This is a genomic window from Bacillus sp. FSL W8-1127, from assembly GCF_038006725.1.
In the GTDB taxonomy this organism is placed as follows: domain Bacteria; phylum Bacillota; class Bacilli; order Bacillales; family DSM-4216; genus Bacillus_O; species Bacillus_O smithii.
On the sequence record NZ_JBBOVU010000001.1, the window covers coordinates 3451556 to 3470119 of the forward strand.

13 protein-coding genes, 4 tRNA genes and 1 pseudogene are annotated in these 18564 nt (G+C 38.2%); 1 reads left to right on the forward strand and 17 read right to left on the reverse strand.

The features are described from left to right. Window positions 1–287: 287 nt before the first annotated feature. The 4 genes from NST12_RS16140 to NST12_RS16155 all read right to left on the reverse strand — a co-directional run bounded on the left by NST12_RS16140 (window position 288) and on the right by NST12_RS16155 (window position 8246). Window positions 288–1769 (reverse strand): ArnT family glycosyltransferase, encoded by a 1482-nt coding sequence (locus NST12_RS16140; protein ID WP_341102062.1) that lies wholly within the window; start codon window positions 1767–1769, stop codon window positions 288–290. Between the two features lie 893 nt (window positions 1770–2662). Next, the gene (locus NST12_RS16145) at window positions 2663–3769 is read right to left on the reverse strand and encodes a hypothetical protein (RefSeq protein WP_341102064.1); all 1107 of its coding nucleotides are present in this window, start codon (window positions 3767–3769) and stop codon (window positions 2663–2665) included. A 626-nt stretch (window positions 3770–4395) separates the two neighbouring features. Beyond that, window positions 4396–4995: a deoxynucleoside kinase gene (locus NST12_RS16150; protein WP_048624316.1), complete on the reverse strand. Its 600-nt coding sequence runs from the start codon at window positions 4993–4995 to the stop codon at window positions 4396–4398. Window positions 4996–6587: 1592 nt separating this feature from the next. Beyond that, window positions 6588–8246, reverse strand: coding sequence for a lactate permease LctP family transporter (locus NST12_RS16155; RefSeq protein WP_341102068.1), 1659 nt, complete (start codon window positions 8244–8246; stop codon window positions 6588–6590). Between the two features lie 490 nt (window positions 8247–8736). On the opposite strand from NST12_RS16155, the pseudogene NST12_RS16160 reads away from it, so the two are divergent. Next, window positions 8737–8991, forward strand: a pseudogene (locus NST12_RS16160) (transposase); the annotation flags it as partial. A 437-nt stretch (window positions 8992–9428) separates the two neighbouring features. Here NST12_RS16160 and rlmH read toward each other — a convergent pair. From rlmH to NST12_RS16225, 13 genes are all read right to left on the reverse strand, one after another. After that, entirely contained in the window at window positions 9429–9908 is a 480-nt protein-coding gene (rlmH, locus tag NST12_RS16165; protein WP_048624319.1) for a 23S rRNA (pseudouridine(1915)-N(3))-methyltransferase RlmH, read from the reverse strand. Between the two features lie 83 nt (window positions 9909–9991). Continuing rightward, a complete protein-coding gene (locus NST12_RS16170) occupies window positions 9992–10150 on the reverse strand; it encodes a CxxH/CxxC protein (protein ID WP_003353458.1) in 159 nt (52 codons plus the stop codon). 246 nt (window positions 10151–10396) lie between these two features. Further along, window positions 10397–11602, reverse strand: coding sequence for a S1C family serine protease (locus tag NST12_RS16175; protein WP_341102073.1), 1206 nt, complete (start codon window positions 11600–11602; stop codon window positions 10397–10399). 440 nt (window positions 11603–12042) lie between these two features. Then, window positions 12043–12837: an MBL fold metallo-hydrolase gene (locus tag NST12_RS16180; protein ID WP_003353456.1), complete on the reverse strand. Its 795-nt coding sequence runs from the start codon at window positions 12835–12837 to the stop codon at window positions 12043–12045. Between the two features lie 16 nt (window positions 12838–12853). After that, the gene (locus NST12_RS16185; protein ID WP_048624320.1) at window positions 12854–13636 is read right to left on the reverse strand and encodes a two-component system regulatory protein YycI; all 783 of its coding nucleotides are present in this window, start codon (window positions 13634–13636) and stop codon (window positions 12854–12856) included. Beyond that, window positions 13623–14954 carry a YycH family regulatory protein gene (locus NST12_RS16190; protein WP_048624321.1) on the reverse strand — a complete coding sequence of 444 codons (1332 nt, stop codon included), beginning with the start codon at window positions 14952–14954 and terminating at the stop codon, window positions 13623–13625. The genes NST12_RS16185 and NST12_RS16190 overlap by 14 nt, the downstream gene beginning before the upstream one ends. After that, on the reverse strand, window positions 14951–16774 hold the full coding sequence (walK, locus tag NST12_RS16195) for a cell wall metabolism sensor histidine kinase WalK (protein ID WP_048624322.1): 1824 nt from the start codon (window positions 16772–16774) through the stop codon (window positions 14951–14953). Before walK ends, NST12_RS16190 begins: the two co-directional genes overlap by 4 nt. A gap of 6 nt (window positions 16775–16780) precedes the next feature. Then, on the reverse strand, window positions 16781–17491 hold the full coding sequence (gene yycF / locus NST12_RS16200) for a response regulator YycF (RefSeq protein ID WP_003353449.1): 711 nt from the start codon (window positions 17489–17491) through the stop codon (window positions 16781–16783). A 234-nt stretch (window positions 17492–17725) separates the two neighbouring features. Then, a tRNA-Phe gene (locus NST12_RS16205) sits at window positions 17726–17798 on the reverse strand. A gap of 102 nt (window positions 17799–17900) precedes the next feature. Further along, window positions 17901–17976: transfer RNA gene (locus NST12_RS16210), tRNA-Asp, on the reverse strand. A 52-nt stretch (window positions 17977–18028) separates the two neighbouring features. Continuing rightward, window positions 18029–18100, reverse strand: a tRNA-Glu gene (locus tag NST12_RS16215). Between the two features lie 4 nt (window positions 18101–18104). Continuing rightward, window positions 18105–18180 (reverse strand) — tRNA-Lys (locus NST12_RS16220). Between the two features lie 4 nt (window positions 18181–18184). After that, window positions 18185–18559 carry a hypothetical protein gene (locus NST12_RS16225; protein ID WP_341030438.1) on the reverse strand — a complete coding sequence of 125 codons (375 nt, stop codon included), beginning with the start codon at window positions 18557–18559 and terminating at the stop codon, window positions 18185–18187. Window positions 18560–18564: the final 5 nt, after the last annotated feature.

An 18564-nucleotide genomic window follows, 5' to 3' on the forward strand; every position in this document is an offset into this window, starting at 1 on the left:
TTTTAACAATGAATAAAGAATAGGATTATAGAGGAAATAATGGAACTTTGTTTTTTTCACAACGTTTGAAATGGAAGATTTGGGGATTAGAGAGTGCAGATATAAGTATTGAAAAAGGACATGCGAACAATATATGGGGCATTTCGGCATTTTAAAGACCTAAAGAATAGAAAATATTTGTCACCAATCACTTTTGAATTGAACAAGAGCAGGCAAGAATGAATCCATAAATTCTTGCCTGCTCCTTCGATAAATGGTGTCCAATCCCACATGTGTCATTCTCTGATTCAATTCAATTGATGTTTCATCCGAATCTTCTCTTTACTAAGAATGTAGCCCCAGTGATTGGAGGCGACGATGTTTAAATGATTCGAAGCGGCCAATTGTTTTGTATAAGACCTTTTTTTCACTAAAAGCAAGGCTCTATCATTTTTTAAGAAGGCATGAAAATCTCCGCCTTGCACTTTCAAATCATTCACTAATTCAGCCGTTAGAACCGCACTTTGAGCCCATACCACCTTATGTCTTTTTGGATGGTATTTAAATAAGCTGTATCCCCTTACTCCATCCAATGACTTCGTTTTTTCAATCAAACTTAATTGATCATTCGGTATGGGGTTGTTAACATACATTAGAATTTCCCCTTCATAATAATGAGCAACAAAAAGAATGGTCGATAAAAGAACTATTTTGACCAGCCATTTACCTTTCAACAAAATTCTGCTGGCCAAAATCCCTATCATGATGGCTAGCGGAGGATAAACAGGCAAAATATACCATCTTATCTTCGTTTTAGCTAATGTATACAGGATGAAAGGAACAATCACCCATAAACAGAGCCCTATTATATAAGATCGTTTTTCATGCTTGGATAGATTAATCGAAAGATTTTGATGAAAATGATAGACTAAAATCATTCCCAATAAAACAGCGAACCACAAAAAGTAAAAATGGGATAATATGACTCCATAGTAAGATTCATCGCCTACATGACCTTCAATGGGAACCGTTGATCTATGCAGCAAGTCATACGAAATCATATTTTGGAAAAAAGCAAAGCCGTCATATTGATATCGTATAACCGCCCAAATCAAAATGGGCACGATCATGCACAAACATAACATCATCCATTTTTTAAAGGATAATTTTTTGTATTTTCCAGTAATAAAGAGGTACAATCCCATAATGACGGCTATATTCCCTGCATGCCAACTTTTTGTTAAAAAAGCCAAAGCAAAGGCCAGTCCCGATACATACAGCCAATAATCCTTTTTCTCGCTAAGCAACAAAGACAGAATAGCCACTGTAAATAAAAAGACATAAAGAGAATCTGCGTCACCGGTTCGTGCACTATGATTGATTAAAAATTGAGTGCTTGTCGACAATGTTAGCATCGATAATAAGGAAGCTGCATTTCCGAAATTCTTTTTCACAAAAATGCCTACGATGATAATCGTCAACATAGCACAAATGCTTGAGATTAATCGTAATCCTAAAGCATTGAATCCCGCCGTTTTATAGCCAAGCATGATGGCCCAATAACTAAGAGGCGGTTTTAAATTCCAATAATCCATCTTATAACGATAAGTATTGACGATAAAATTTCCTTGTCTTAACATCTCATAAGCATTTACTCCGTGTCTTGCTTCATCCCAACTATAAATAGGAAATTTACCTAAATTGAAAAAGATATTATAGCAAGCAACAGATAACAAGATCAGGGCCAGCAAAAAATAAATGGCGTTTTCTTTTCGATCTGACCAGTACATAAGCCAAACTCCTTGTTGTCATAAATTCAAAATCTAAAATTCAAAACTCATTATAAAAATTCCATAAAGAAACTCCATTTCCCAACAATGTTTATTGTGAAGAACAAAATATTCTCCTACTCATGGAGTTTTATGGAATCCTTTACGCTTTTGACACCGTCGCTTAAAACTTTTTGCAAACATGCACTCCAAAAACTTCAAAAAAGGAAAAAGCCTCGTTACATAGAGATGAAAACAAGGCTAAATCTTTCAATATCATTATATTAAATCATCCTGTACAGAGATTGGCTAGCATCCTTCGTATGAATTTTAGCACTAAGATAAGGCCATGTCACGTACTGAATTTTTACGGATATGTCCAATTTTTTCAATCACAAGAGTGCGGTGCTTTCTTTTTATATGCTTTTTTCCAATTCTTCTTTTGAAGCGAAAAATAAAAAAGGGGGCTTTCTTTTGATTGCTGCATTCTTCGATATCGTCGTTTGGTTATGTATAACTTCAATACCTTCAAAAAAAAACAAAGAAGAACGAATCAGAATATAGAAATACTGAAACAACAATTATGGTTCCATAACTTGCGAGAACACCATGGACCTTTATTTTTATTGAATTCCGACGTAAGAAAGATCATCAGCCATTATAATCTGCAAGATGAAATCCACCTGAAGGAAAATATGGATCGTTTAAAACAGGAACTAGAAAACTTCATTCAAACTCGAAATTTGTAAAATGACAAACTAAAAAGGGATTAGATGATGATAATATCTACCGATAACATGATTTTTCTTTTATACCACTATACACCGCAAATTTAATCAGCAGGTGTATCAACCCATCTCAACGTGTTCTACTTGCATAAAAACAAGCAGAAAAAAAAAGTGTTTCTGCTTATTTCATTTTATTTGCAACATACGATCTATATATGGTTCAATATTTTTCATTTTTTGCAGCAATTCTTCTATTAATCCTTCAAACGTAGTATGGTCATTTAACGGAACAAATAAAATCGAATTACTGCCATTTCGCAATGATACTTCATTCGAAAAATTCGAATTCAACACGGATTGATGAAAAGCTTTTGTACGTTTTGACCGGAGCATGGTGTATTTTTCATAACCGGGAATCCCTTCATATGTTTTTTTCGATTTGTATGGATTGGGTTCATAATGGACCGAAAAGCTAGATACTTTACCGGGCGAACTTCCTACTAAATCAACCGTAACTTCGAAATGAATATTGATTGAGTTTGCTTGGAGCTCTTTTCCGTTAAATTCATTTTGCTTCCATTCTTCTTTTTGAAATAAAAACACAGCAGAATTCCTTCCATATCCTTCTACTTCTCCGAAATGCATTTTTAACGATTCAGGAAGCTGACTTTGACTTTGTTGAAAAACTTGTATCCATAAAAGTTTTCTTTGCAAAGAATCTAAGCCAGTCGTCGCTTTTTCAATATGATCTTTTAAGTCTACATTTAAAATAGGGGCATAAAACGATTTTAAGTAAGAAGAAAAATCTTTCATGACTAGAACAGCTGTCGGATCTTGGATCAGTGTATCCCATTTCATGTCAACAAAATGTTGATAATCTCTTTTATGAAATTGCGTATTCTTTGGCAGCGTAAAAGGATCTAAAGTAAGAAAGAAAAACTCAATAGGAACTGGGGAAATCTTAAGAGCTTTAAAAAGCTTTTCCTTTCCCTGGTCGGATGCATACCGATTTGTTTGCTCATAGCCTTCTAAAGCACCTAGTTTATTTTCAATAACCAAAATCTTTTCAGCTGCTGAATCATTTTTCAATTCAATAATTAAATCCGGAGTTCCAATGCCCTTTCCTAATCCCACACGCGTATGTGCGTTCACCATCTTATATGAACCAGAAACATGACATACATGTTCCACAAACCAGTTCGCAAACTTCTTTTCTATATTGATTAAATTTGCCATCAGATCCGTAACCACATCTTCTCTATAAAAGCAATTAAACAGTTGAATAATGTTCATATGATCACCCTCTTACTAAAGCCTAGTCATAAGATGATGATGTAAATCGAAAACTATAAAAAGAACCTTGATGCTTACTTTTTTCAAAATAATCATTCTATTAAATTGAGCAAAAGCGGACTTGCCACAACCAAAAGATCCAACGATAGAAATAAATTCTCCTAATCCTTACTTAATAATACATTAGATTTAAAAAGTAAAGATAGCCGTAGTTGCAAAGCACCGCAACCCCCGTTGCATCTATAAATCAGCATTGAACAAAAACAAGATTGTACATTTTTCTGACTCAACAAATATTAACTATGAATCGATGCGGATCCGAGACTCTATCAAGAAGCTAATATATTTATGGTACGGCTCACCGCAACATCTCCCGAGGCAAATAACATAAAAAACAAAGGGAAGCAAATAATATTTCTTCCCCTATAAGAACCGCTTGCAATTCCCTCATTTTATTCATCATTGTCCTTATAATTACGTAATAAATAAAGAGCCGTATGCTGCGTCCTCTTTGTAAAATGATCCTTTTACAATAATGAGAAGGAGCACATCCATGGCTCAAAACGTATTTAAATATACAATATAAGATGCAATAATGTTCCGGCGATTTTTATCCATATCTTCAATCATTCAGTATGTAGTGATTTCTCAATTAAATTCAATACATATTCTCTATCTTCAAGATTATTTTCAAAATCGATTTGATCCACATTGATTTTTAAAACAGGAGAAAACGAATATTGCTCAAAATACTCACGATAATTTTGATTGAGTCTTTCCCAATATTCTCTTTCTACTACTTGTTCATACTCTCTCCCTCTTTTTTTAATCCTCTTTATGGCTTCATCCGTTGAAATTTCTAAGTATACCAAGAGTTTAGGCGCTTTTAAATGCTCCATCATATTTCCGAATAAATCTAAGTATATTTGAAATTCAACCTCGCTCATTTCACCATTGTCGCGCAACATTTTGGCAAAAATGACGTCGCCATATATACTTCGGTCTAAAACCGAATTTGGATATTGAGAAGCTTTTTTAATTTGTTTAAACCTTTCATTTAAAAAATAAATTTGCAAGGGAAAGCTATATCTTTCTCTGTCATAATAAAATTTATCCAAAATGGGATTATTAGTGACAGGCTCTTTAAAAGCTATGTACCCGTTTTTCTCCAGAATTTCCATCAATGTACTCTTTCCAACACCTACCACTCCATCTATTACGATCATGTCCCCATAATCCCCCTTCTTTTGATTGAGTATTTTCAACTGGTTGTAGTAAAACAAAGAGGTCACCTACTTTTCTTAAGTTTGCACCTTTGAATGAGATAGGTTTCACTTAAATTGAATCGAACGATACCCATTATCTTTTTATAAGCATGAGATATGAATGAAAAACTTTTGCTATTTTTTGTTGATATTATTTATTGGAACTCCCTTTTCGGTAAATCCGTCCATGAATGACGAATCAGGTATACTTTTCAGCAGGAAGAAAGAGTCGTTGTTGAAAGGTTTATCTCATTGTTACGCAAGATTCTATTATATTAGCGCTGCTGTTAAATGTACAGTGGAACTTTTTAGAGGGGTACTTGCCTTCTCTTTTCTTCTTTTTATTGATGAATGCGGAGGATCAATTTCCAGCTAACTCCATTGGGTAATTGCAAAAGTATGATAAAAATGACGTAAATCATATAGGGTAATGGTACTACCATATTTTTCATAAAAATCTGGTTCTTTCTGCTTTTCGAATAAGGTTTGTCTAGTTCCTTAAAAAAGATGCACATTTTTCTCAATATGCTCTTTCAATTCTCAAACACCTTTACTGCCTATAGACCACTCTTTTTCTGTATTGATTAAATTTGCCAACGAACGAAAAAAACGACTGTTTACTCACTTCGCTACCGAATTTTCATTTGTTATTCAAATACATATTACTAACAAAATGTTGTGAACTTATGACGAAAGATTACGGTTTTGATGAAAAATAAGTCTAATACTTTAAAGGAGATTTGATAGAATGCTGAATAATAGTCCTTGTGGATGACGAAGAAAATGTCATTGCATTAATGAAACCTTTTTAGAATGTAGAAGGATTTGAAACGTAACGGCAAAAACGGATAAGATGGGATATTCGAAGCAAAAGAATAACCGTTCATTATTGACAACAGATTGGATGTTGCCGGAAGCAGATGGAACCGATGCTGACCAGAAGCTCTCAAAGGAGCGACCTTATTTGTACTATGACGTCTGCTGACTTCTGACGGTTCAGCCATCCATCGCTAGATGGGTTACCAACTCAGTTGGCGTGTCCGTCAGACCTCCCTGGGTAAGGCAGTATGGACTTTATCTTGTTTTGCAGACTCATCCAATGTTACCTAGCCTTCTATGAAGTTCGTGTTCCGAGAGACCCTAAGTTTGCCGCTCGCTTCCTTCGGATTCCGTGTCACCACGGACACCCTTGCGTTAAGCTAATCACTACTACTGCCTTCGTGGCTCAGGACTTTCACCCTATAGACTGCACCCATGCCAGGCGCACAAAAGAGCTGGATGATACGAGAATCATCCAGCTCTATTAACCATTCCGCTAGCGAACATTTCTAATCATCTCATTCGCTTATGATACGGTTTTCTGCAACGTATATAAATTTCTCGAATAAATTTTCCTCAAATATTATTCATATAATCGCATATATCTTAATTGGATCAATGTGAGGCTGTACCAAAATACCACCTAAACATTCTTTTTTATATCACTATTCCTTGCCAACCTAATTTATTTTTTCTTTCATCATGATGATGTTGCTCTTTTCAAATGTGAAAGATTAGAAAATAAACCAGCTAATGAAACCAATTAAAATCAGTAAAACTAAACTGTACTTTATTGTAAACTTGAACAATTCGTTGTCTTGTCCTACCAGTCCTACTGCTGCAGCAGCCACCGCGATAGACTGCGGAGAAATCATTTTCGCCATTGTTCCCCCCATGACGTTAACAGCTACCATTGTTTCTGGCGGAATTCCGATTTGTGTTGCCGTTACAGATTGGAGAGGAGCAAATAAGGATCCACTATTCACGACTGAACCGGTTAAAAATACCCCTAGCCAACCAAGAATGGGTGAAAATAGCGGGAAAATCTTTCCGCTAGAAGCAAAAGCAAGACCAAGCGTCGATGACATGCCTGAATACATACAAATATAGGCGAATGCCAGTACGCTGCAAATGGTTAATATAGGTGAAATGAGTTCCTTTCCTGTTTCGACAGCCGTTTCTTTTATCAACTTCCAATCGCAGTGTAGTATCAGCAAAGTAAAAATGATCGCTAATACAATAGCTGTCGTTGTTGATGAGAATAAATCAAGTTTAAAAACAGCAGGATACGGGCTCTTTTCAGGCACCACCGGCGCATGCCGAATCACTAGGTTATTTAGCCCAGGAATCGGAAAAAGAAGAACAAGTTTATTCAACGGACCGCCCGCTTCAAACAATTTTTTTATGAAAGATAGATTAAACAACGTTACGAATACAGTTAATAATATGAATGGCAGCCAGGCAAATATAATTTTATTAATAGGATATACTTCCTTTGCTTCCATTGCTTCTGTTGCTTCCGTCTCTTCTGTTGCTGTTTCCGAGTTGTTTTCAGAGCGTTTCACCTGATAGATTTCTTTTGGTTTCCATACTCTTAACAAAAGAATGAGTGCAAGTAAACTAACAATCGCAGAAAAAATATCTGCCAGTTCAGCTCCCAAGAAATACAATACGAAAGCCTGAGTAAGACTGAATGAGCCACCGCTTACCAGTATAGCAGGGAAAGTTTGGCGTATTCCTTTAAAGCCATCCACAATGAAGATAAGCAAAAAGGCAATCATAAAGCTCACCAAAGGCAGAACCAAAGCAGTGTATCTTGCAACAGAAAGGCCATTTAAACCGGTAAGCAGTGCAGGGATGGTTACCGGTATTCCCATTGCACCGTAAGCCCCGCCTGCAATATTGGCTATCAAGCAAAGTCCTGCGGCATACAAAGGACGAAATCCAAGACCAACAAGAATCGCAGCAGTGATGGCTACGGGCGCTCCAAACCCTGCAGCTCCTTCCAAAAAGGCTCCAAATGAAAAAGCTACAAGCAACACTTGAATTCGCTGATCTTCCGTTACAGATGAAATACTATTTTTGATAATCGTAAATTGTCCCGTTTTCACTGTTATTTTATATAAAAAGATGGCAGCTAATACAATGGATGCCACCGGCCATATCCCGGCAAGAACACCATATACAGCAGATGCGGCAACCATAGCAGCCGGCATTTTATAGACGAAAAGAGCCACAGCTCCTGCTGCCAGAACACTTAAGCCACCTGCGACATATCCTTTTAACTTAATAAAGACTAACATAACAATAAAAAGGATGATTGGAATGGCTGCTATAGCAGCTGACAACCAAATGTTGTTCAATGGATTGTATAATTGCTCCCATACACTCATGATCGTTCAACTCCTAATTAGTAATTCCGTTTTATTCTTGCCTTTTAAAATAAACTTAGTCTGAATATTATTGTGAAATATTTCACAATCAATTCCACAATGTTAATATACCATTACTTTGTGAAATATTTCACATTCATTTGTGAATTTAATTTGAACTTTTTTATTTGCTGACTTAAAGAAAAGGGTAACCAAAAATCATTTTTCATGATAAAAATCATGAAATCTCTCTTAAAGCGACGGGCAGAAAAAACGAAATTTCCTTTAAATCAAAGACCCTTACATAAAAAAGGGCCTGACATTTAGCCAAGGAAATTAGCCATTATGGAAAATCTCAATCTAGTATGACAGGTAAACTTGTAAAATTTGATAACTATAGCCCTCAAAAAAATGAAAATGAAAAGATTCAATTTAATTGGAATGACCAAACACATTGAAAACTCAAGAATCGAAACTGGTCAACCAGTCCAAATATCAATAAATTGATTATTCTGAATGCAAACGGCATAAAAAAACATTAGAGGAAGCTGATCATCTTCGGCATACACAAGAGAATAAGAGCATTTATGCAAGACGGAAAGAAACCATTGAACGTGTTTTTGCTGATGCAAAGGAAAAGCATGGTATGCGTTGGACAACCTTAAGAGGTCTAAAAAAATTGTCCATGCAGGCGATGCTAACTTTTGCTGCAATGAATTTGAAAAAGATGGCCTGCTGGGCATGGAAAAGTCCAATAATGGCATAAAATAGACCCCTTAGAGGGGTCTAATCCCAACCTTTAAAGTATAAAAATGTCAAAAGGCATCCGAAAGCGCACATTCGGATGCCTTTTGTCTACACTCTGAAACGCCAAAGAATCATTATTTCTTTGGCATTTTTTCAATTCACGCTTTTAAAATTTTCCTGTTTGCAAGAAATGGATGTTCTTAAGATTTTTATTAATGATCTTTCTAATTTTCATTCTTAGTAATAGATTTCTTGACCGATATTGAATAAGCAACCATTATCACGACGAATTCCGAATACTATTTATATATGAATAATTATTGAAGTAACAAGGAGCTTTAGTTGAATAAGCAGAGAACTTTTATTGCTCCGAAGTTCCCAAATAAATATAACCCTATCCAATAACCTTTTCCATTTCTCCTTATTTACAGTTACCTATATACTTTGGATTTACCACTATTTATGGTACGGTTCCCCTCTCATAATCCGAAACGCTCGATACACTTGTTCGAGTAAAATGAGGCGCATGAGCTGATGAGGGAAGGTCATTTTAGAAAAGGAGAGGGTTTCGTCGGCTCTTTTTAGCACTTGGCTGCTTAATCCAAGAGAGCCTCCGATGATAAAAGCGATTTTGCTTTTACCGTATGTAGTGAGCTGATCGATGTGGGCAGAAAATTGTTCCGATGTGTACATTTTCCCCTCGATGGCAAGAGCGATGACATGAGTGTCCGGATGAAGTTTTGCCAAGATGCGTTCGCCTTCTTTTTGTTTGACTTGCTCCATTTCCGATTCACTTAATGTTTCCGGAGCTTTCTCGTCCGCTACTTCGATGATTTCCACTTTTGCATAAGCGGACAGCCGTTTTAAATATTCTTCGATTCCTTGTTTTAAATACTTTTCCTTTAATTTACCGACCGTGACAATTGAGATATTCACACTTTCTCCTCACTTTACAAACAAGTTATTCACAGCACTTATCCACATATCCACATTTTTTATCCACATATTGTAGGGGAATATTAGTTTGCCACAACATATATCGCCCGGTTTTGACAATATTCACAGGTTGTTGACAATTGTTGCTCCTCCGGCAGTTTCTCCATGTTCGGAGCCGTTCCATGCTCGTCAATGGCAATTTCTAATGCCAATTCCACATGTTCTTCACAACAATAAATCATTTGAATCCCCTCCTCTAAAAATGCTTTTTGTCCATAGTTTAAACCATTGCCGGCGTGTCCAAAAACCTTTTTCGACAGGCCTTTCACTTCAACAAACGAAAAAAAGAATGAGCGTCCTATCGAATAAAAGCTGTGCGAAACAATAGTATCCCCCTTCTAATAACCCGATCAAAACTCATGAAGTGCCGGAAAGTCCATTATCAGTAAAAAAGAGCGGAAATGGATTCCGCCCCTTTGCTTCAGAATTTAGAAGGAATTCTCACTTGTTAATTTTACAGTTGTCGTTTTCAGTTTTCCTTCCCGATAAAATTTGACTGTGATGGTGTCTCCCGTTTTCTTATTGTTATACAGGTATTTGCGTAGTCCGAGAATGTCATGGATCTTTTGATCATCCAGCTGAACAATGACATCTAATTCCTTTAATCCAGCTTTATCTGCCGGTGAATTAGGCAAGACTTGTTCGATCATGACGCCATCTTTCACATTGCTCGGCAATTTCAATGTTTCTTGTTGATGGTAGGCGGAAATTTCGTTTACATTCCTTAAGGTTACACCCATTGCCGGACGTTGTATTTTCCCGTACTTTTCAAGGGAGTTTATAATTGGCTCAGCGTAATTGATTGGAATGGAAAATCCGATGCCTTCCACTGCTTCTTGGGAAATTTTCATCGAATTGATTCCCACCACTTGACCAGCTAGATTGATCAAAGCGCCGCCGCTGTTTCCCGGGTTGATGGCTGCATCCGTTTGAATAACTTCTGCTTGCCAATCTTCTACGCCGTCTTGATCGATATCGACCGGAACGGTTCGTTCAAGCCCAGACACAATTCCTTCGGTAACAGAACCGGAAAATTCCAGTCCAAGCGGGTTTCCGATAGCGATAACCGGTTCTCCTTGTTTTAAAGCACTGGAATCGCCAAATTCCGCCACTTTCTTCACGTGCGAACCGTCAATTTCAAGAACGGCCAAATCCGTCCATATATCCCCACCGCGGACTTTGGCTGGAACTTTTGTGCCGTCTGCCAGGGTGACTTCCAATTTTTCAGCCCCTTCAATGACGTGATAGTTGGTGACGATAAAAGCACGGTTTCCCACTTTTTTATAAATCACACCTGAACCAGATCCAGCTTCTTCTGATTTCGTTTCCCCTGTGTCCCAAAAGCTGGTTGATTGAATGTTGCTAATTCCAACAACGGCATCCTTTGCCTTGCTGACCGCTTTCGTCACATCCGTTGTCACATTCACCGATACTTTTTCATGACGGACAGGTTGGTTCGTTGCGGTATTGTCTGTACCCGTGCCACTGTTCAAAATAGATTGATCCGTTAATCTCGGCAGCGCTATAAGGACCAAGAGCGCTACCACAATAAGCCCAGCTAGGCTGGCTAAAAAATAGCCTCCTTTTCCTCGGCCTGTCTTTTTTTGAGCCGGGTCCTCATCGTAAAAGCCCATTGCCTATCATCCTTTCTCTTATCGCTTTCACCTGTTAGTTTATTCTTCCTTTTTTCCTATAAGAATAACCCTTCATAGTGAAAAAAGGATGAAAACACACATCCGCTTTTATTTTAAACAATATCGGAATATTCACAAAGCGATTTGCCTTTCCCATTCCAAAAATATGACGGGTCGTTATGTATTAGGCTCTAGCTGTCGAAAAAGGCAACGGAATCTTTGCGGCTTATGATATGCTCATAAGCTGATCCAGATCTATTTTTTGACCAGGAATCTATAAAGAAGCCGTTCACACTAGGCAATAAGCTTGCTTCTCGAAGCACCGTTTCAATGAAAAAGTTCTTTGCCGACAGAACCCTATCATCGGTTATAAAGAAAAATGTACAAAACAAGGAAGTGAAATAGAATCTTATACAACTGACGCTATGAAAAGTGTTGCTTTATACTGCCGTCAAAGTCGTCGGGATTTTAGGATCGGTATCCATCAGCCTCACTTGCTCTCCAACAACGATCCCGCGCTGTTCCAGTGTTTGAGAAACGCTCATTCTTGCCAGTTCTTTCATGTTATTGTCTTGACTGAGGTGAGCCAGATAGATTTGTTTTGTCCGATCGCCGATGACTTCACTCATAGCCAAAGCGGCGTCTTCGTTGGATACGTGTCCCACATCGCTCAAAATTCTCCGTTTAATGTTCCAAGGATATTTCCCCATCCGCAGCATTTCCACATCATGATTGCTTTCAAAAACAAACACATCGGCATTCCGGATCGTTCCTTTCATGCGGTCGCTTACATATCCGGTATCGGTAATTAAAGCTAGTTTTTTTCCTTCATGATGGAAAATATAAAACATCGGCTCCGCTGCGTCGTGGGATACCCCAAAAGACTCAATGTCGCAGTCTCCGAATGTCTGAACCGATTCCATTTCAAACACAAATTTTTGGTCAGTAGGGATTTCTCCGACCAGCCCTTCCATCGCTCTCCATGTTTTTTCATTCGCATAAATCGGAAGCTGGTATTTGCGGGCCAGCACTCCCAAGCCTTTAATATGGTCGCTGTGTTCATGCGTGACCAAAATACCGGTCAAATCGCGAATATTGCGGCCTATTTTCGAAAATAATCCTTCCATTTGCTTTCCGCTTAAACCTGCATCGACTAAAAACGAATGCTTATCTGTTTCTACGTAAATGGCATTTCCAGTGCTTCCGCTGGCAAGTACACTAAATTGAATGGCCATGGTATCCTCTCCCAATTCATTCTTTATCTGTTTGCTGAATAGAGCCATCAAAAGCGTTGACAAATAGATGGTTCACTTTTCCTCTATGTTCGATGGCAAAATGCCAAGTAGGGGAAAGAACTTGAGATTCCGTTAGCTGAACCAACGTATAATAGCCGAGTTCGGCTTTTTTAATCGTACTGTTCGGCTTCAGCATTCCATTTTTATATAAATTATTGACTGCTTGCGTTGCCGGAAGGACGCTTTCTTTATTATTTTCTTCGATTTCTTCCAGCATGGTCTGTTCATAAGAATCAATTTCATTGTTGTTATTTACTTCAAACAATATCTGCCCGCTGCCGTTTTTAAAAAGCTTATTTCCTTTGAATACTTGAGAAAAAATGATTTGGTTTTGATCCTTGTCGTAACCCCAATATTCATAATGATCTCCATACAACACTTCTTCTTTTACAAACTTCTTTAGATTTTCCTTCCAATCTTTATCTAAAGGAATCGATTTATCCAAATGGGAAACGATCATCGTTTGATCGCTCGTCAACGCTGCTTTTTGTTTATTCAATCCGGCTACTTCTTTTTTGGTAAATGTTTTGGCTTTGGCAGTAATCAGAGGAGTTTTCCCCACCTCGCCCGGCAGCTTATCGTATTTAATATCATCGTTTTTTAGTTTGTCTTGAATAGACGATTCTTCGATAATATCAAATTGGCTGGCCGAATGTTTGTTCAAAAAAACCGTCAGCAAAAAAATATCGAGTATGAAAAAAACAAAAATAAAAATGGTTTTCGTTTTACTCCAATCCACTTTGATTCCCTCCTCCCGAATTTTTATTCGTGAGCGGGAACCATGACTCGCCGTACTTATAGTACCAAGCCGGCTCCAAGATCAATATTTTAGGGGTTTGTGGACTACGGATTAATTGGTATCCAATTTCCATATCCTCCAGTAAATCCGGATTAAAATCCGGCTGTTTGGAAATAAAATCCAATGCCTCCTGAGCAGACGGCAACGTGATTTCCACAGTTTCCGATGGCAGCGAAATATTAAGAGTAAAGTAAGGGCGCTCATATTTATAAATTTTCTCTTTTCCCCAATATTGCTGAATTTCCGCCATTCCATTTTCATTAAAAACGGGATACCCATTCACGAAAAGCCGATACACAATCTTTGACTCCTTCAAGTCGCTGTCAAAATAACGATATTTATCTGTCCAGCCGCCATGTTCATTCACAAATTGAATGCTTTTCCCCATTAAATCATTCAGATCGGATATATGGCCCAGTTCCGCTTCCTGGGCAGGGTTGACATAAAACATCATATTATTGGTGTAATTGACCCTCATCAAACTCGAACCATCCGTATATTCTTCCCCTTCGGAATTGACATTCTTTTTCACAAAATGGGGATCGCTAAAGAGGGCATCTTTAAATTTTTCGGTTTCTATAAAATCGGGAATATATTTATAACGAATCATCGTTGTTTTTTCTTTCGGCAAGTAAACGGTGCCGGTTTTAAACTTATAGGCGCTGTATTCCTTCTTGTCATTGACTTTGGTTAGATAAATTTTTTTCCATTCTTTCAGTTGACTGGAAGCGATTGTGGTTTTATAAACAGCTTTGTTATGAACAGATACGAAATAGACCGTTGCCTCACTTCCAGCCGTGTTCATATCGTTCAAAATAATATGATCAAAAGTGCCGTTGGGCAATTTCTTATCTTCAAAGTGCAGTACATTTTGATACATTTTGAGCGGAACTTGTGCCGAATATTCAATATCCACTCGGCCGTTTCCATTGACCAGCCTTTGCAGTTCCTTCTGGTTGAAATAGCGAGATACATTGCGGAAATCATAAAATTTCCACTTCATCAATTCCTTCATCATGGTATCGATATCTCGCTCATTCACAGTGCCGTAATGTGCACCCTCTTTATGGAAGATGATCTTGACAGGTTTAATTAAACTGGAAGCATCGCGATTTTCGCTGATCTCTACTTCATATAAATAGTGATTGTTAATCGTCTCATAATCCGGCTGATACGTCCATATGTTCCACGTTAAAATCGCGCTGGCAACCACCAACACTGCTAAAATGACGGATTTGATTTTTTCGTACTTCTTCATGACCAATCTTCCTCTTCTGATGGTTCATATGGCAACGTCAAATAAATAGTCGTACCTTTTCCTTCCACACTGGTCGCCCAAATTTTTCCGCCATGAGCAGTGATCAACTGTTTAGCGATTGCCAGTCCCAGTCCTGTTCCTCCCATTTTACGAGAACGTGCTTTATCCACCCGGTAAAAACGCTCAAAAATCTTATCCAAGTTCTTTTTCGGTATACCCATTCCTTGGTCTTTAATGCTGACCTCAATATAATGATTCTTTTCTTCCGCCTTGAAAGTAATTTGACCGCCTTCCGGAGAATATTTCAAGGCGTTGGAAATAATGTTGTCCAGAACTTGAGTCAGTTTGTCCGGATCAAACTCGACATATAACGGATAGTTTGGAAGTTTTCTTTCAAAAACGACATGCTGCTCTTTCGTCATTTCAAAACGATCAATAATTCTATGGAAAAACTTCACAAAATCTAATTCTTCTTTTTCCAGTTTGAAATCGGTGTTGTCCATTTTGGAAAGCTGAAGAAGATCATTGACAAGACGAATCATTCGTTCTGTTTCATTTTGCGCGACTTCTAAAAACCGCGGTGCAATTTCCGGATCTTTCCACGCTCCATCTGCCAGCGCTTCTAAATAGCTTCGCATCGTGGTTAATGGAGTCCTCAGTTCATGGGACACATTGGCGACAAACTCTTTACGTTCCATTTCGATTTCTTCTTGTTCTGTAATATCATGCAGAACGACAATCAGTCCGTTTAAAAACCCGGTTTCTTTTTGTAAAATCGAAAAATTGGCTCTTAAAATATAAGGGCGATCTTTCGTGCTGAAATCGAGATTAATGGAATCTTTCATATTCAGCAAGTCCTCGAATTCATATTGGCCCTCTAAATGAAGCAGAGTGACAATCGATTCGGACATTACTGTTTCACGTGAAACATTCAACATTTCAGTAGCCGGCTTGTTGATTAAAATAACGCGCCCTCTTCTGTCGGTCGCAATGACGCCGTCTGTCATATAAGATAATACGGAAGATAATTTTCTTCTCTCGCTTTCAGTGGAAGCTTGGGCTTCTTGCAAACGTTTTGTCATATTATTAAACGTTATCGCTAGCTGACCGATTTCATCATTGCCATATACTTTTACTTTTCTCGAAAAATTCCCTTTTCCCATTGCAAGGGCCTGCCGCCTCATTTCAGTAATCGGTTTTGTAATCGTATTGGCAATCAAAATACCGAGAAAAGCAGTTATCAATAAAGCAATGATGGTTCCTGATATAAAGATTTGATTAATTTCATTCATTTGTTTAAAGACATTTTCAATTTTGGCAACCAGATAGACGGCCCCGATTACCTCTTTATTGGAGACAATGGGGGAAGTATACACCCAAATGCGGTTGTGGGTCTGCTGATCCAAATATATCTTGTCTTCTTCCGAACCGACAGCAAGCGTTCTCTTGACCGCCAGCTCTGTTGTTCTTTGTCCGACAATTCCTTGGTTGTTAGGATCAGAAGTCCCGATAATCCGATTGTGGTTGTCAATCACTCGCACTTCTGACACGTCAGAAGCTGCAAAATCCCCCAAAATTTTGCGAATGTCTTTTTCTAATGTCGCCGAATTTTCATTCCGGTCTTTGAGCATTTCTTCGCGCAAATTATACTCTAGTAAGTTGACTCGTTCTTTCAATGAGTTTTTAAAATTGGTGACAAGTTTTGTTTCCAGTTCACGGACAAAATAAACCCCGATCACCTGCGTGGCAAACAAAATCAAGAGGACATAGATCACAACAAATTTGACCCGGATTGAGCGAAAAAAACCAACTTTTTTCATCGAATTCTACTCCTGATCCGGAGTACGCAAATAATAACCTACTCCACGACGTGTTACAATCCATGTCGGATGGCTTGGATTATCTTCAATTTTTTCACGCAAGCGTCGGATGGTGACGTCTACTGTCCGAACATCCCCGTAATAATCGTATCCCCAAACCGTTTGAAGCAAATGCTCTCGGGTCATAACTTGGCCGATATGTTTTGCCAAATAATGGAGCAGTTCAAACTCGCGATGTGTCAATTCAATGGTTTCTCCACGTTTTGAAACGACATATGCATCAGGATGAATGACTAATGGTCCAATCGTAATCTCACTGTTATTCTCTTCTTCATTTGATTGTGTCGACACATTTTGATGGCGACGCAGATTTGCTTTTACACGAGCTAATAATTCCCGTGTACTGAACGGTTTTGTCACATAGTCATCGGCTCCCAATTCCAAACCGAGAACTTTGTCAATCTCAGAATCCTTTGCCGTCAACATGATTATCGGCATTTCGTATTTTTTCCGCACTTCCCGGCAAACTTCTATGCCGTCTCGTCCCGGAAGCATAATATCAAGCAATATCATATCTGGTTGGATATCCTCCACCATTTGCATGGCTGTTTCCCCATCATAAGCACAATGTACTTCATAACCTTCTTTTTTTAAATTAAACTCCAATATATCTGCAATCGGTTTTTCATCGTCTACAACAAGAATTTTCTTTTGCATACTTACTCTCCTCTTTTATTGAGAATCCTACTATTTATATATTATCAAATCATTTCAATGTAAAATAGAACAGGTCATTTATTACTTTAACACTTTCTTGATGCCTTTTCATCCGACCTGTTGATAGAAAAATCAACGCTATTCGTCATTTCTGAATGTTGTCAAATGGACATCGGCGGTATATGAAAAAAGAAGCACTGCGAGAGCAATATGTCATCGCAATGCTTCTTTGAGTGGCTTGGGACGGAATCGAACCGCCGACACAAGGATTTTCAGTCCTTTGCTCTACCGACTGAGCTACCAAGCCGCAATAAAAAATTCGACCTGCTTATTCATTCGTCCATGCATTCATTCAACGGTTGCCGCACCAAATTTTGACGGAACAAAGCAAAAGTTCAATTTTTGAAAATGGCGGTCCCGACGGGAATCGAACCCGCGATCTCCTGCGTGACAGGCAGGCGTGATAACCGCTACACTACGGGACCAATATTCATCATGAAAGGAAGTTGGCAGCAAGAAGCTTTTTCTTCTGGCAAGTGACCCGTACGGGATTCGAACCCGTGTTACCGCCGTGAAAGGGCGGTGTCTTAACCACTTGACCAACGGGCCGAAATGGTGAGCCATGGAGGATTCGAACCTCCGACCCTCTGATTAAAAGTCAGATGCTCTACCGACTGAGCTAATGGCTCATTATTAAATGTTAACGCTTCTTAATGTATAAAGAAGTTTGGACAAAGGAACTAATCTAATCATTACGGCTAGAACCGCTTGTCCTGTCTTTTCATCAATGAATTGTTCAAGCTGCCAACATCCCTTTGCCGCCGGCTCTCGAATGACTAATTTCAATAGGTGTTTGTACTGTGTATCTGAAATCGCACCGGGAGCATGATCTTTCAAGATATGATTAGCGGCGACGTTGTTAATAATAACACAACATTTGATAATTAGACAACACCTTTTTAAAAGATTTGTCGAAAAAAAGAATGGGATGTAAAAAAAGCTGACCTCATCTAAAGTTTGAACTCCTCCTTCACAATATACTCGATAATCTGCTTTGATCATCTCCATATATC

Coding starts and splice junctions, on each gene's coding strand:
- NST12_RS16145 (WP_341102064.1), bottom strand. CDS start 3,769: ATGAACATTATTCAACTGTTTAATTGCTTTTATAGAGAAGATGTGGTT.
- NST12_RS16150 (WP_048624316.1), bottom strand. CDS start 4,995: ATGATCGTAATAGATGGAGTGGTAGGTGTTGGAAAGAGTACATTGATG.
- NST12_RS16175 (WP_341102073.1), bottom strand. CDS start 11,602: ATGGGCTTTTACGATGAGGACCCGGCTCAAAAAAAGACAGGCCGAGGA.
- yycF (WP_003353449.1), bottom strand. CDS start 17,491: ATGCAAAAGAAAATTCTTGTTGTAGACGATGAAAAACCGATTGCAGAT.
- NST12_RS16170 (WP_003353458.1), bottom strand. CDS start 10,150: ATGATTTATTGTTGTGAAGAACATGTGGAATTGGCATTAGAAATTGCC.
- NST12_RS16155 (WP_341102068.1), bottom strand. CDS start 8,246: ATGAGTGTATGGGAGCAATTATACAATCCATTGAACAACATTTGGTTG.
- NST12_RS16180 (WP_003353456.1), bottom strand. CDS start 12,837: ATGGCCATTCAATTTAGTGTACTTGCCAGCGGAAGCACTGGAAATGCC.
- NST12_RS16140 (WP_341102062.1), bottom strand. CDS start 1,769: ATGTACTGGTCAGATCGAAAAGAAAACGCCATTTATTTTTTGCTGGCC.
- NST12_RS16225 (WP_341030438.1), bottom strand. CDS start 18,559: ATGGAGATGATCAAAGCAGATTATCGAGTATATTGTGAAGGAGGAGTT.
- NST12_RS16190 (WP_048624321.1), bottom strand. CDS start 14,954: ATGAAGAAGTACGAAAAAATCAAATCCGTCATTTTAGCAGTGTTGGTG.
- walK (WP_048624322.1), bottom strand. CDS start 16,774: ATGAAAAAAGTTGGTTTTTTTCGCTCAATCCGGGTCAAATTTGTTGTG.